This window comes from Haloarcula rara, assembly GCF_029338235.1.
Taxonomy (GTDB): Archaea; Halobacteriota; Halobacteria; order Halobacteriales; family Haloarculaceae; genus Haloarcula; species Haloarcula rara.
This window is the reverse complement of sequence record NZ_CP119785.1, coordinates 2,374,765-2,387,928: the sequence shown is the minus strand read 5'-3', so window position 1 is coordinate 2,387,928 and position 13,164 is coordinate 2,374,765. Positions and strand designations below refer to the sequence as shown.

Below are 13,164 nucleotides of genomic sequence, written 5' to 3'. Positions count from 1 at the left end.
GTGAGATGGCGGTATGAGCCTCCTCAGTCGGTTTCGCGACGACAGCGACGATACAGAGCGCGTCGGCCTGTACGTCGACGGACCGAACGTGTTGCGCAGCGAGTTCGACGTCGACCTCGACGAGGTCCGAACCATCGGCGAGTCATATGGCCCCCTGGCCGCGACGCGACTCTACCTCGACGAGAACGCCTCGCCGGGCCTCATCCAGGCCGGTGAAGCGCGTGGCTTCGAAGTGATAACCACCAGCGGCGACGTGGACGTGCGTCTGGCCGTCGACGCGACCGAGGCCGTCGCCAGCGACCGAATCGACGTGCTGGTCGTCGCCTCCCGGGACACCGACTTCAAGCCCGCACTGGAGGTCGCCGCCCGCAACGGCGTCCGCACCGTGGCGCTCGCGCCGGGCGAACACGGGAAGTCCGATGCCCTCCAGAACGCGGCTCAGGACGGGCTTTCGCTCTCGGCGGATGTCGAGTAGGAGACGCCGACCAACGGGAGGCGTCTCCGAGCCCTCGAACGGCGAGCAAAGCGAGCTGTGAGCAGCGATGCCGACCACGGGAGGTCTCGAAAGCGACACGGAGAGCAGTAGTGAGAGTTCGAACGCAGTGAGAAGTCTCGAAAGCGACGCGGAGAGACCGAGTCGAACGAAATGAGCCTCGGACGAACCGCGGAGCAGTGACGAGGAACGAACGGAGTGAGGTTCCTCGAAGCGAACCGGGACGAAGCGACACGGAGAGCAGTGGCGTTTTTGCCTCGGGAACCCCGACCCCGGGTATGGACATCGATGAGACGCCGGTGCTGGACAACCACCTCCATCTCGACCCGGTCCAGGGTCGCAACACTGAGGCCGTCGAGGACTTTGCCGGCCACGGCGGGACCCATTTACTCGTGCTCAACAAGCCCTCGTGGCATCTCGTCGAAGCAGCCACAGACGAAGAGACGTTCCGCGAAGTGTTCGACCTCACGGTCGACGCGGCCGCAGACGCAACTGACGTGCTTCCCGGCCGCGCCTGGTCGGTACTCGGCGTGCATCCAGGGCTCGTCTCCCGGCTGGTCGAGGACGGCTACACCCCCGACGAAGCCCGGGATATCATGCGGATGGGGCTCGACATCGCCGCCGAGTACGTCACCGACGGCCTGGCGCTGGCTATCAAGTCCGGCCGGCCCCACTACGAGGTCGACGACGCCGTCTGGGACGCCTCGAACGACGTTATGTGTCACGCGTTCGAGCTGGCCGCCGACGGCGACTTCGCCGTCCAGCTACACACCGAGGGCGGCGAGGACTTCGAACAGGTGGCCCAGTGGGCCGAGCAACGGGGGCTTGACCGCCGGCAGGTCGTCAAACACTACTCGGGCGGCCGGTTGCAGGGACCGACCAAGTCGGTTCTGGCCGACAAAGACGAACTGGAACTCGCTATCGAGGAAGACGAACCGTTCCTGATGGAGACCGATTACATAGACGACCCGGAGCGGCCGGGCGCGGTGCTCGGGCCGAAGACGGTCCCTCGCCGGGTGCGATGGCTGCTGGAACAGGGCGAGGACGAGGCCGTACGGACCGCACACGTCGAAACGCCCAAAGCCGTGTACGGAATCGACACCGAAGCGACGCTGTCGCGGTAATCGGCGTTTTCCAGGCCGCTCAGTTTATATCCGAAACGAACACGGCCGCGAGCGGCGAGGCAAATAAATCAGATTCCGCTATAGGAAATCAGGATATCTGTGGATGGCGGACGCCAGCGATAGCGACACGTCGACCTGCGACTGGAGCGACTGGTGGAGGGCAGGACAGCGGCCCGAACAGGAATCTGCCGGGCGCGAATTACGGCACGACGCCGACAGTGAGAAGCGTCCCCAGTTCACGGTACCGTTCGACCATCCTGTCGTGGGAGTCGTCCGTGCGCGTACTGGCGGCCCGTGCCATCCCGGGTGCCGCGTCGAACCCGATGGCCCGACCGACCGCTGTGGCCTCCGAGAGCGCTCTGGCAGCGTACCCGCTCCCCGTCCCGAGGACGAGCACTGCCTCGCCATGTTCGACCGGTATCCGGGACAGGGCCCTCCTGGCGGTCAGCCAGTGCTCGGCTTCATCTCCCGGTCCCGACTGTCGTCAGCGAACTCGTCGCGGACGCTCACACGATATCACGCTCTCGGAGGGACATACGGGCCGGTAAAATCGGGACGATAAATTAGCTCGGGGACCGAAAGGACAGACAGACGACGCCAGCCCACCGCCGGGGACGGCTTATCCGAACTTGCCGGTGATATAGTCCTCGACGCGGTCGCTCTCGGGGTTCTCGAAGATTTTGTTGGTGTCGTCGAACTCGACGAGCTCCCCGCCTGTGAGGAAGACCGCCGTCTTATCCGAGATGCGGGCGGCCTGTTGCATGTTGTGGGTGACGATGACGACCGTGTACTCCGCTGCGAGTTCCTCGATGAGGTCCTCGATCTGGGAGGTGGCGATGGGGTCGAGCGCGGAGGCGGGCTCGTCCATCAGAACGACTTCGGGGTCGACGGCGATGGCGCGGGCGATACAGAGCCGCTGTTGCTGGCCACCGGAAAGGTCGAGTGCGGATTTGTCGAGACGGTCCTTGACCTCGTCCCACAGCGCAGCCTTCTTCAGGGACTCCTCGATGACCTCGTCCATGTTCTCGGTCTTGTCCTGGGTACGGAGCCCGTAGGCGACGTTATCGTAGATGCTCTTTGGGAAGGGGTTGGGATGCTGGAAGACCATCCCGATACGCCGACGGAGCGCGACGGGGTCGACGTCCTCGTCGTAGACGTTCTTGCCGTTGAACGTGAGCTCGCCGTCGACGCGACAGATATCGATGAGGTCGTTCATGCGGTTAATACACCGCAGGAACGTCGATTTCCCACAGCCTGACGGGCCTATCATCGCGGTGACCTGGTTTTCTGGGATGGCCAGATCGATGTTCTGCAGGGCCTGTGTCTCGCCGTAGAACACGTCGAGGTCGCGGGACTCGATGATAGTGTCGGCCGTCATGGCCGCCCCGCGGTCGTCGTTCTCGCTGAGGCCGCCCGCCCCCGGGTCGGTCGTGACCAGCGAGTCTGTCTCCTCGTCGTCTGTCGCCATGTTCTCTGTTGTCATTAGTAAGCCTCCTGTTGGTATTTGTTCCGAACGAGAATCGCGACGCTGTTCATCGACAGCAGGACGATGAGTAGCGTGGCGACGCCGGCCAGGTTCGAGATGTTGACGTTCATAAGCCGCGTGGCGGTTCTGAGAAGGCCACTCGACGGCAGGTACTCCTCAAGGTAGATGGCCGTGCTGACGCCGAAAACGAAGGTGGAGACGCTGGCGAGGACGGTAGGGAAGACAGAAGAGTTCAGTGAGTCAGACATCACCAAGAGTAAGACGAGAACTAAATAAATACTCTACTATGAGCGACTAGAGTATCTATATTATCTATGTAGTAATTCCATGATGACAGCATACACGGATATCACTATGAATTATGTATAATTCCTGAATAGCGGTTTCGGTCCCTTTAGCTTCCCGGATTTTGCGTTTTGGCGAATATCTTTGATAAGTGAGTGTCTCGAACAGCTGAGCGATACAAACGGGCAGCTCAGCCTCCAGCTCGAAGATATACGCGGCCCCACCCCTAAACCGTTGTCGAATATATAGATAGAGATGGATTTATACGGAGAGGGCATATACAAACGCCCATGGAGACTCGCAAGGTGCAGGTGACGGGTGGCTCGACGTACACCGTGTCGTTACCGAAAGACTGGGCGACATCGAACGACGTGAGCGCGGGGAGCGTCGTCGAGTTCCACGCCGAGAGGGATCTGCTGTTGCTCGCACCGAAAAGCGACGAGGACCGCATCGAGGGGGCCCTGGACATCGATGGGCTGGACGATTCACACAAACTCACGCGCGCGGTGATGACGATGTACGTCAGTGGTTTCGACGTCATCCAGCTCGAGGCCACCCGTATCACGGCCGAACAGCGCCGTATCATCCGGGACGCGACGCAGGGCCTGGTCGGGCTCGAGGTCATCGAGGAGACCTCCGACCGCATCGTCCTGCAGGACCTGCTCGACTCCTCGGAACTGTCGATCCACAACGCTATCACGCGCATGCGACTGGTCTCGCTGACGATGCTCTCCGACGCCGTCGAGGCGCTCATCGAGGACGACGACGACCTCGCGGCCAACGTGATGCAGCGTGACGACGACGTCGACCGGCTCTGGTATATGGTCTCGCGGGTGTTCCGCACCGTCCTCCGGAACCCCACGGCCGCAAACGAGATTGGCTTCCCGCGCGAGACTGTCTTCGACTACCAGTCCAGCGCCCGCCAGCTCGAACGCATCGCCGACCACGCCACCAAGATAGCGAGTCTCTCACTGGAAATCGGCGAGATAAGCGGCGACACCGCCGACCTGTTGCGCGAGCTGGAGTCCGAAGCCACGGTCGTCCCAGAGATGGCGATGGACGCGCTGCTGACCGACGACAACGAGGCGGCCGTCGAGCAAGCCAACGACGCCCAGGGCCGGATTCCGGCCGTCGACGAGACCGCCCGCGACATCGACAGCAAGGTCCGCAAGGCCGACCCCGAGAGCGCCCAGATTCTGGGCCGCATCGTCGACTCGCTCTCCCGGACCGCCGACTACGGCGGGAACATCGCCGAGAGCGCCCTCCAGAAAGCCGCGCCGCGCCCGTAACCACGAGTCTCTTCCTCGCACCGCTCACCCAGCGGTCGCTACGGCGTCGTGAAAACCGCCAAAAGACCGCTCCGTTACTCGACGAGGACGGCGTTGACCTGTCCGTCCTGGCCGGGTCGGGACGTGACCCGTGCCTGGCCCTCGCTGGTCTCGACGATGGCGCCTTTCGTGATGATATTACGACGGGCGTAGTTGGGGTTCGAGGGGTTCTCGGTGACCTGCTCGATAGTCGCTTCGACGGTCTCGGCGCCGTCGGCGACGCTCGCGACGTTCGTGGTCACGGCGCGGACCTTGTTCGTGTTCCCGCGGGCAGCGAGGACCTTCAGTTTCTGCTCGCCGACCTGGGTCTCGGTGGGCTGGCGACCCAGCTCGTGTTTCTTCTTCTTGTGGTTCGGCCGTCGTCGACCGCCTGTCCGCTTGCGTGGGGAGCGTCCCTGGTCTTTCATATCGGGTACGTGGCCGAGCGACTACTTGAAGCGTTCGATGCTAGTTACAGGACTGGTCGGGAGTACAGGCGACCGCTGACGAGGCGAAAGAAACAGTACAGCGAGCGAACGGTACAGCCAGAAAGCCCCGAGTGGCTCCGGTCGGGGGACTCGCTGTGCGCCTCGGTCGCTCCGCTCCCTTCGGTGCTTGCTTCGTCCGCCTTCCCGGAGCCACTCGCCCCTTTCAGTCCACCCGTAGCCGGTTGGTCAACCGCCTGGGTGGGACTGAAAGGGGCGGCCGGTTACACGAATCCCGACGACGTCCTCGCAAGAGCTGCGCTCTTGCGGGATGATGAAAATCGCCAGCGGCGATTTTCAGATCACAAGGACCGCAACGAACGCAGTGAGTGAGGACCGCAGCGAGGCGTGGGAGTGTAACCGGCCGGGGCTTTCTGGCTGTAGTCATACCTACACTCACAATTGAAATCAGCATCACTCACTGCTAGCAATCGCAACCGTTACACCCGGACCGACCCGCCAGTGTACTAGATGAGTCTGAAGACGGCCGTGGCCGCGCCGTTTCGTCAGCGGGGAACCGACCGGATGGCCGAGAGCGAGTTTGTCGTAGCGCTGTCGCTGGACCGCAACTGGTTCTCGCCGGACCAGGCTAAGACGCTCGTCGACGTGGCCACCAGCGAGGGGCTCTTAGAGCGAGACGAGGACGCGCTGGTCGTGGGCTTCGACGCGACCGCGACGAGGATTCCCGACGGCTTCCAGCCGGGCGAGGAGATACTGCAGTCCCGGTCGGCGTTCGAGCAGGTACTGGACACGGTCGTCGAGCAAGGGGTGGAGAAGCAGACTGCGGTCGCGGGCATCAACCGATTGCAATCGGAGCTGGGCGTGACCTTAGACGCCGCGGCGGTCGTCTACGCCCGCAGCGAGGGGGTCGACGTGGGCGGTATCGCCGCCGAAGTCCGGGAGGAAATCTGATGGTCAAAGGACGTATTACCGACGGGAAGCGCATCGGACAGCTGTTTGCGTCGGAGCTGACGGGACTTGAGCGGGGATCGCTGGGCGCGGTGTCAGTCGAAGACGCCGAGCCGGACGTCGAGCCGACGGCCGAGGGCGCCTACGCCTTCCGCGTCGCGGCCGACGACGAGGTGCTTGGAACCGTCAGCGTGACCGAGCGGACAGCGCGGCTGGCCCTGGAGACGCAGACGAGTTTCGAGAGCGAGCGAGAAGACGTGACTGTCGAGGGCGGCGGGCGGGTGGTCGTGGCCCACAGCGGGGCCGCGGTCAAGACACTCGTCGACGTGGTCGCGGCGACCGTCGATTAGGCGGGGCCGGTCAGTGACTCGCTCGTCCACGCGACGAAGCCGGTCAGCACGAGCGACGCACCGACGAACGCAAGCGTCGCAGCCGTCGCCAGTACCACGGTCGAGAGCCCGAGCGGCGAGCCAAGCGCCATGACCACAGGCGAGAGCGTGATACACAGCGAGCCGGTGGCGACCGCCTGACGCTGCTTGCGCGAGAGGTTCACACCGATGTGGAAGCGTGAGCCCTTCGGCGGGTCCGGGGCGGCGAGCCCGACGCAGAACAGCGGCACGCTCACGAACACCAGCGTGGCCGCGACTGCGTTCGACCAGAACGCCCACTGACCAGTCGTCGGGGCAATCGACAGCAGTGCACCGACGGTGAGAATGGCGAAGCCGACGACGACTCCGAGGGGCCTGAGCCGCGAGTCCTCCAGCGCTCCAGCCAGGTCCGGGAGTGTCTCCGCGACGTGTGCCACGTCGAGGGAACGGTCCATGATGCGAGCTTTCGGACGCAGTATAAAATACCACGCCCTCAAATTATCACCGGTGATACTCGGCGGCAGAGGGAAACGCTTGTATCCGTCCCCATCGCCGCGGTAGGTATGCACTTTTTCGACCGGTTGGCCGACCGCATCGCGGCCGCCGACAGCGTGGTCTCGGTGGGACTGGACCCCGACCCTGACCGCCTGCCAGAGGCGGTGGCCGACGCCGACCTGCCCCGCTGGCAGTTCAACCGCCGCATCATCGACGCGACCCACGAGCACGCCGCCTGCTACAAACCCAACGCCGCGTTCTACGAGGACGCCGACGGCTGGCGGGCGCTTCGCGAGACCATCGCGTACGCACACGGGAAGGACGTCCCGGTCCTGCTCGACGCCAAACGGGGCGACATCGGCAACACCGCCCGCCAGTACGCGAGCGTTCTCGACGACGTGGACGGGCCGGCGGCCGACGCTATCACCGTCAACCCCTTCCTCGGCCGGGACTCGCTGGAGCCGTTCCTCCAGCGAGCGGAGAAGGGCGTCTTCGTCCTCGGACGCACCTCCAACCCCGGCGGCGCGGACCTCCAGAACCTCGAATTGGCCTCGGGGGAGAAACTGTACGAGCGCGTGGTCCACCTGGCCGACCTCTGGAACGACAACGGGAACGTCGGGCTGGTCGTCGGCGCGACCAATCCCGACGAACTCGAGGAGATTCGCGAACTCGTCCCCGACATCCCCTTCCTCGTCCCCGGCGTCGGTGCCCAGGGCGGGGACGCCGAGGCCGCCGTCGAACACGGACTGGCCGACGGCGTCGGGCTCGTCAACTCCTCGCGCGGAATCATCTTCGCCGGAGAGGAAGCAGCGGACCGCGGCGCGCCCGAGAAGTTCTTCGAGGCCGCCGGGAAGTCGGCGAAGCAGCTGAAAGAACAGCTCAATCAGTTCCGGTAGCGCTCTCTAGAACCGGAACGTATCGACGCCGTCCGGGAGGTTCTCCGTCGAGTCCTGGCCCCCGCGGCCGCCGACCTGACTGCTACACTCGATGCAGACGCCCAGCTGGCGGTCCCAGTGGCGCTCACAGACCAGTTGCCCACAGCGGTCACAGCCGTGCTCGACGTCGGGCTGCTGGCAGATTTCACAGAGGCCTGCGACACTCATGCTAGTCCGTAGCGTGCTCGGACGTTTCAACGCTTCGGGGCCAGACATCCAGGCCGGTCGGTCGCGGCCACCGGAAAGCGACCCGTCACCGGGCGGAACTGGCCCGACAGGGTTTATATCGAACGGGCGACACACGCAGGTATGGACCGTTTCGCCTCGTGTTACTTCTGTGGGGACGCCTTCGACGCATCGCTCTCCGAGTACGCCGTCGTTCCGAAGGAACTCCAACCGGGCGAAGACGGCCCGACGGTCGTCCTCTGTGGCGCCTGCCGGCGGAAGCTCGGCGCGGTCGTCGAGGCGGTTGTGGACGCGGCCGAAGGGGAGGCAGCCGTCGACGGGACGACGACCGGCCGGGCAGCAGCGTCCGACCCAGCCGACACCGAAGGCGGTGTCGAGTCGGGCGACGATGGCGGTGGCTCACTGTTCGAAGCGGGAGCGGACGACGGAAGGGACCCCGAATCGCAGGAACCGACCACTACGGCCGAGGAGTGGGAATCTCCGGGAGCTGACGCTGACAGCGATAGCGAACCGGACACTGAGGCCGACAGTGGGCAGATCGGCGGCGGGGAAGAAACGACGGAGCCCACCGCTGCAGCCAGCGAGGACGCCGGCGACGACAGTTCGACCCCCGAGGACGACACGAGCGGCACGGAGCCGCGGCTGACGAAACTCGAGTACAACAAGGTGATGCGGCTCCTCCAGAACCGACAGTTCCCGGTCGAGAAGGCCGAGATACGCGAAGTCGCAACGAGCGCCTACGACATCGACCCCCAGGAGTTCGACGCCGTCATCGAGGCCGCCGTCTCCCGGGACCTCATCGGCGTCGAGAACGGCCAGTTCGTCGACCCGGAGTAGGCTTCGACAGGGCTAACCCGGCCCGGCGACACGGTGAAGTATGCGCCAGTTCGTCGTCATCGGCCACGACGCGCCCACCACACCGGAGTTCTCGCTCGACGACCTCGCCGGCGGCGCCGGCCGGCTGGACGTGCTGTGTCGGTGTGTCACCAGCGCCTTCTTTCTCTCTCACGCCATCCGCGAGGCCGTCCGGGTCCACCTCGTGCTGGCCGACGAGTACACGGTCACCTTCGACGGGAGCGAGCTCCGGCGGCTCAACCCCGACGAGCGGTCGACGGCCGCGCTGGTCAGGAAGGCCCTCGAAGAACGCGAGGAAGCTATCGGTCACGTCCCGGTCGAGACCTCGCCCGGCGTCTCGCTGACCCGGCGGGGCTTCGCCGCGACGCTCGAGGACGTGGCCCGCGAGGGAACCGTCGTCCAGCTCCACGAGGACGGCGACCCCGTCGTCGACGTCGACCCGCCGGCCGACCCCGTGTTCGTGCTCTCGGACCACCACGATTTCAGCGAGGCCGAGACGGCCGCCATCGAGGGCCACACCGAACAGCGGCTCTCGCTGGGGCCGGAGCCGCTCCACGCCGACCACGCCATCACCGTCGCGCACAACTACCTCGACACCGACGGGTTCGAGCGGTACTGAGCAGAACGGACGCAAATCCCGGCGACGCCCGACCTACAGCCCGGCACCGGTGACTGCCAGAACGCCTTTATCATGTCGTAGCCTGCGTAGACTCGAATGCAGTCACAGCTTCCTCCCGGTGGCCGTGGGACCGCCAGTGAGCGACGCGGCCAGAGGTGTCGGTGAGCCGTGACCGACCAGCGACTGAGTCGTCGACGGGTACTCGGAACGGTCGCCGGCGCCGGCACGGCCTCACTCGCCGGCTGTCCGCTGTTCTCGCCGGGTGCGGACAGCGAGACGACGGCGGTAGAACCCGAGGCCGCCAGAGAGCTCGCGACCCGGTTCGCTCCGACGCTGTACTTCGACGAAAACGAGCCGTGGTTCCCGACCGACCCGCGCCCGTACACCAGCGAACAGGACGGCGAGACCGTCGTCACGGGGTTCGATGCGCTCGACGGGTACCACGCTGCCTTTACCGGCTCGGAGCCGCCCGCGCCGATGCTGTTCTACAACGCCGTCAGCTACGAGGACTCCCCGCTGGTCGCCGTCCAGTTCTGGGTCTACTCCGCGTTCGACCAGTTCACCACGAACTTCCACTGGCACGACTGGGAGGTCCTGCACGTCTTCGTCGACACGGAGACCGACGAACCACAGCTCTACGTCGCGAGCTCCCACTCGCGAAAGGTCCCGAACAACGAGTTTCTGGACCCCGACCCGGGGACGGTGCCGCGAATCCTCACGGAGCTTGGCTCCCACTCCAGCGCGCTGTCGCTCAACGACGCCGAATCGGAGTTCCAGCGCGTCTCTGACAGCGGCGGGCTGGCTGACATCACCAACAGCGCCATCGAGACTGTCGAAGACATCGCGGCGATTCCGTTCGCCTACGGGCTCCCCCGCGACGAGGGGTCCAGGCTCCCCTATCTCGTTCCGGAGTACGAGGGTGCGCCGCTGTACGAACACGACGACCTCCCGTCGGTCGAGCGCTCGGACCTCGTCTCCGAGGCGCTGACAGTGCGCTCGCTCGAGACGCTCACCGACTCGCTGCCGGAACTCCCGAACCGCGAGACTGGGCTGGTGTTCGACCACGCCGAGCGGTCCGGAACGGACGCCGACATCGAGTACGAACTGGCGCCGACCGCCGAGATAGAGCATATCACCGATTTCACCGGCCCGCAGCTGAGCTTCGAGTTCGCGGTCCCGGAGTTCGGTGAGGACGCCGTCTCGGGCCATATCTCGACGACCGGCGCACCGTGGGGGCAGGCCCGGTACGAGAACCCCGCGGCGGACATCTCGGAGCCCAACCACCGGTCGGCTCTCGCCGACCGCTACGACGCCATCGGCGAGGCGGCGGCCGTCAACACCGTCGTCGCGAGCGTCTCGGAGGCCGTCTCCGACGACGACGCGCCCGAGGGCGAGGGGGTGACCACGCAGTCCTCGGCGTTCGAGGGCGTCGCACTGCTGGAGAGCGACCCCGAGGCAGTCCCGACCTTCGGCGGGGTCGCCGCCGTCACGGACGTCCCCGCCGGCGACCACCGGCTGACCGTCAACCGGGCCGGCGCGGCCCCCACAGCGAATCGGTGTCAGTCACCGACGACGGCGTGCAGGCGCCGGCCGGCGTCGACGGGGAGATTCCCCTGGTCGCACGCGAGCACGCACGGAAGCTCGAACTCGACCCCGCCGACGCCGACAGCGAGCTGAACCGGCTCGCCATCGAGGACGATTTCGGTGGGCGGCTGTACGACGCGCCGCTTGACGGCCCCGACGCGGCCTACGTCCATCAGGGCGGCGCCTACACCACGGAGGTCAGGGACACCGACGACGCGGTCGGGGCCGTCCGCGTCAACCCCGACCCCGACGCCGACGACTCGGTCGGTCTCGGGGCGCCAAACACCGGGAAGGCATCGCTCGCGACGTTCGTCGCGGATATCGCCGCGGAGACGCAGACACAGGTGGCCGACCTCCAGGAGGGTGATACCGACGATGACGACGATGACGACAGCGGCGGACAGCAGAACGCTATCGGCGGGCTCGCACAGGCGCTCGGGGCCGTCGTCGATGCGGCCGAACGGGCCGCCCAGCGGGCCGAAGACGGCGACCGCGGCAACGCGGACCGACAACTGGAGACCGTCGCCGCTCGTCTCGAACGGGTCAGCACGAAGATAACCGAGGCCAGCGGCGACTTGCCGGACCCGCTGTCGGCGGCCGCCCGGAAGCGTCTCGACCAGGCGACGCGGCGGAACCAGCAGGCTCGCGACCAGGAGAAGCTCTGAGCGAGAGACGGTAACCAGTTTACTACTGGGGCCACAGGAACCGGTATGACTGACGAACTCGCCTGGGAGACCCTCGCCGCCGACATCCCCTACAGCTGTCCGGGGTTCGACATCGTCCACGAGGACGTCGCACTGCCCGACGGGACCGAGACCGACTTCGACTTCCTGCGGGAGGGTGACAGCGTCGTCGTCCTGCCGCTGACCCCCGAGGGCGAGGTGGTCGTCATCGAGGAGTGGCGCCAGGCGGTCAAGCGGGTCAACCGCGCCCTGCCCGCGGGGAGCGTGGAGGACAGCGACGACGAGCCCCGCGACGCCGTCGCCCGCGAACTCCGCGAAGAAACCGGCTACGAGGCCGAGACAGTCGACCATCTCTACACCGCCGAGCCCGCCAACGGCTACGCCGACTCCGTCTTCCACTACTTCCTCGCTGCGGACTGTGAACCGACTGCCGAGCAGGACCTCGATTTCAACGAATCGATTCGGGTCGAGACGACGGCCTTCGACGAGTTGCTGGAGTCGGTTCGGGAGGGAGAACTGCGGGACGGCCGCTCGGCCGTCGGTATCATGTACTACGCGCTGTTCGAGCGGTGACCTCCGAACATTTATTCAGTAACGGAAGTAACTGAGTTACTATGACGACCGCAGTCAAGGTCGACGACGAGGCCAAGGCCCGCCTCGAGGAGCTACAGGCCAAGATACGGCTGGAGGCCGACAGGAAGGTGACACAGCAGGAGTTGCTCTCTCGGCTCATCGACGACGCCTACGAATCGCGTGCGGAAGTCGTCGACTCGTTTAGAGAATCGACCGTGCCTGCGTCCGATGCGGAGATTGACGCCTTTCTCGATGGTACCTTCGACTCGGGTGTCGAGACCGACGAAGAAGATATCGACGACATCCTCTACGGATGACGGTCGTCGTCGACTCCGGGGTGTTCTACGCGCATGCAGACCGAGGTGCAAGCCGACACGATACGGCAGTGACGGCGTTATCGGCCATACTCGAGGGCGGATATGGACAGCCGTACGTCACGGACTACATTTACGACGAAACGGTGACGCTGACGCTCACGCGGACCGACAGCCACGCCGAAGCGATGCGAGTCGGCCGCCGACTCCGTGGAGCCGGTGACTTTCCCGAACTGTTCCGCCTCCAGAACCTCTCGAAAGCAGTGTTCGAGACTGCCGTCGACAGCTTCGAACGCTACGACGACCAGCAGCTGAGCTTCACCGACGCGACCACAGTCGCGTTTACCGAAACACACGACATCGACACTGTCCTCAGCTTCGACGACGACTTCGACGGGCTCGTCGACCGGACCGACCCGGCCGACCTGGCCAGGGAACACAACCCTTAGGCGCCGGCCCCACC

General features: G+C 65.4%; 16 protein-coding genes and 2 pseudogenes. 12 read left to right on the top strand and 6 right to left on the bottom strand.

Annotated features, from left to right (window positions below):
- Nucleotides 1-13: 13 nt before the first annotated feature.
- Together P1K32_RS12710 and P1K32_RS12705 are read left to right on the top strand one after the other, a co-directional pair.
- The gene (locus tag P1K32_RS12710) at nucleotides 14-475 is read left to right on the top strand and encodes an NYN domain-containing protein (RefSeq protein WP_276250092.1); all 462 of its coding nucleotides are present in this window, start codon (nucleotides 14-16) and stop codon (nucleotides 473-475) included.
- 296 nt (nucleotides 476-771) lie between these two features.
- The gene (locus tag P1K32_RS12705) at nucleotides 772-1,617 is read left to right on the top strand and encodes a TatD family hydrolase (protein ID WP_276250091.1); all 846 of its coding nucleotides are present in this window, start codon (nucleotides 772-774) and stop codon (nucleotides 1,615-1,617) included.
- A gap of 199 nt (nucleotides 1,618-1,816) precedes the next feature.
- Here the strand turns inward: P1K32_RS12705 and P1K32_RS17800 are convergent.
- The 3 genes and pseudogenes from P1K32_RS17800 to P1K32_RS12690 form a co-directional block, all read right to left on the bottom strand.
- Nucleotides 1,817-2,127: pseudogene (locus tag P1K32_RS17800) on the bottom strand (class I SAM-dependent methyltransferase).
- Between the two features lie 109 nt (nucleotides 2,128-2,236).
- A complete protein-coding gene (pstB, locus tag P1K32_RS12695) occupies nucleotides 2,237-3,100 on the bottom strand; it encodes a phosphate ABC transporter ATP-binding protein PstB (protein ID WP_379691151.1) in 864 nt (287 codons plus the stop codon).
- Entirely contained in the window at nucleotides 3,100-3,351 is a 252-nt protein-coding gene (locus tag P1K32_RS12690; RefSeq protein WP_276250089.1) for a hypothetical protein, read from the bottom strand. Before P1K32_RS12690 ends, pstB begins: the two co-directional genes overlap by 1 nt.
- 327 nt (nucleotides 3,352-3,678) lie before the next feature.
- Between P1K32_RS12690 and P1K32_RS12685 the strand changes: the two genes are divergently transcribed.
- Nucleotides 3,679-4,677 carry a PhoU domain-containing protein gene (locus P1K32_RS12685; RefSeq protein ID WP_276250088.1) on the top strand — a complete coding sequence of 333 codons (999 nt, stop codon included), beginning with the start codon at nucleotides 3,679-3,681 and terminating at the stop codon, nucleotides 4,675-4,677.
- A 74-nt stretch (nucleotides 4,678-4,751) separates the two neighbouring features.
- Here P1K32_RS12685 and P1K32_RS12680 read toward each other — a convergent pair whose 3' ends face one another.
- Nucleotides 4,752-5,123 carry a 30S ribosomal protein S8e gene (locus P1K32_RS12680; protein WP_276250087.1) on the bottom strand — a complete coding sequence of 124 codons (372 nt, stop codon included), beginning with the start codon at nucleotides 5,121-5,123 and terminating at the stop codon, nucleotides 4,752-4,754.
- A 528-nt stretch (nucleotides 5,124-5,651) separates the two neighbouring features.
- On the opposite strand from P1K32_RS12680, the gene P1K32_RS12675 reads away from it, so the two are divergent.
- Nucleotides 5,652-6,092: a DUF2240 family protein gene (locus P1K32_RS12675; RefSeq protein ID WP_276250086.1), complete on the top strand. Its 441-nt coding sequence runs from the start codon at nucleotides 5,652-5,654 to the stop codon at nucleotides 6,090-6,092.
- A complete protein-coding gene (locus P1K32_RS12670) occupies nucleotides 6,092-6,439 on the top strand; it encodes a DUF7993 family protein (RefSeq protein ID WP_276250085.1) in 348 nt (115 codons plus the stop codon). Before P1K32_RS12675 ends, P1K32_RS12670 begins: the two co-directional genes overlap by 1 nt.
- Here the strand turns inward: P1K32_RS12670 and P1K32_RS12665 are convergent.
- Entirely contained in the window at nucleotides 6,436-6,912 is a 477-nt protein-coding gene (locus tag P1K32_RS12665; protein ID WP_276250084.1) for a hypothetical protein, read from the bottom strand. The genes P1K32_RS12670 and P1K32_RS12665 overlap by 4 nt on opposite strands.
- A gap of 108 nt (nucleotides 6,913-7,020) precedes the next feature.
- Between P1K32_RS12665 and pyrF the strand changes: the two genes are divergently transcribed.
- Entirely contained in the window at nucleotides 7,021-7,848 is an 828-nt protein-coding gene (pyrF, locus tag P1K32_RS12660; RefSeq protein WP_276250083.1) for an orotidine-5'-phosphate decarboxylase, read from the top strand.
- Nucleotides 7,849-7,854: 6 nt separating this feature from the next.
- Here pyrF and P1K32_RS12655 read toward each other — a convergent pair whose 3' ends face one another.
- Nucleotides 7,855-8,055 carry a hypothetical protein gene (locus P1K32_RS12655; RefSeq protein WP_276250082.1) on the bottom strand — a complete coding sequence of 67 codons (201 nt, stop codon included), beginning with the start codon at nucleotides 8,053-8,055 and terminating at the stop codon, nucleotides 7,855-7,857.
- Between the two features lie 141 nt (nucleotides 8,056-8,196).
- Between P1K32_RS12655 and P1K32_RS12650 the strand changes: the two genes are divergently transcribed.
- From P1K32_RS12650 to P1K32_RS12625, 6 genes and pseudogenes are all read left to right on the top strand, one after another.
- Nucleotides 8,197-8,910: a hypothetical protein gene (locus P1K32_RS12650; RefSeq protein ID WP_276250081.1), complete on the top strand. Its 714-nt coding sequence runs from the start codon at nucleotides 8,197-8,199 to the stop codon at nucleotides 8,908-8,910.
- Nucleotides 8,911-8,950: 40 nt separating this feature from the next.
- Nucleotides 8,951-9,547 (top strand): tRNA (pseudouridine(54)-N(1))-methyltransferase TrmY, encoded by a 597-nt coding sequence (gene trmY, locus P1K32_RS12645; RefSeq protein WP_276250080.1) that lies wholly within the window; start codon nucleotides 8,951-8,953, stop codon nucleotides 9,545-9,547.
- Nucleotides 9,548-9,715: 168 nt separating this feature from the next.
- Nucleotides 9,716-11,796, top strand: a pseudogene (locus P1K32_RS12640) (hypothetical protein).
- A gap of 45 nt (nucleotides 11,797-11,841) precedes the next feature.
- On the top strand, nucleotides 11,842-12,387 hold the full coding sequence (locus P1K32_RS12635) for an NUDIX hydrolase (protein WP_276250079.1): 546 nt from the start codon (nucleotides 11,842-11,844) through the stop codon (nucleotides 12,385-12,387).
- A gap of 41 nt (nucleotides 12,388-12,428) precedes the next feature.
- Entirely contained in the window at nucleotides 12,429-12,704 is a 276-nt protein-coding gene (locus tag P1K32_RS12630) for a hypothetical protein (protein ID WP_276250078.1), read from the top strand.
- Nucleotides 12,701-13,150, top strand: coding sequence for a type II toxin-antitoxin system VapC family toxin (locus tag P1K32_RS12625; RefSeq protein ID WP_276250077.1), 450 nt, complete (start codon nucleotides 12,701-12,703; stop codon nucleotides 13,148-13,150). Before P1K32_RS12630 ends, P1K32_RS12625 begins: the two co-directional genes overlap by 4 nt.
- Nucleotides 13,151-13,164: the final 14 nt, after the last annotated feature.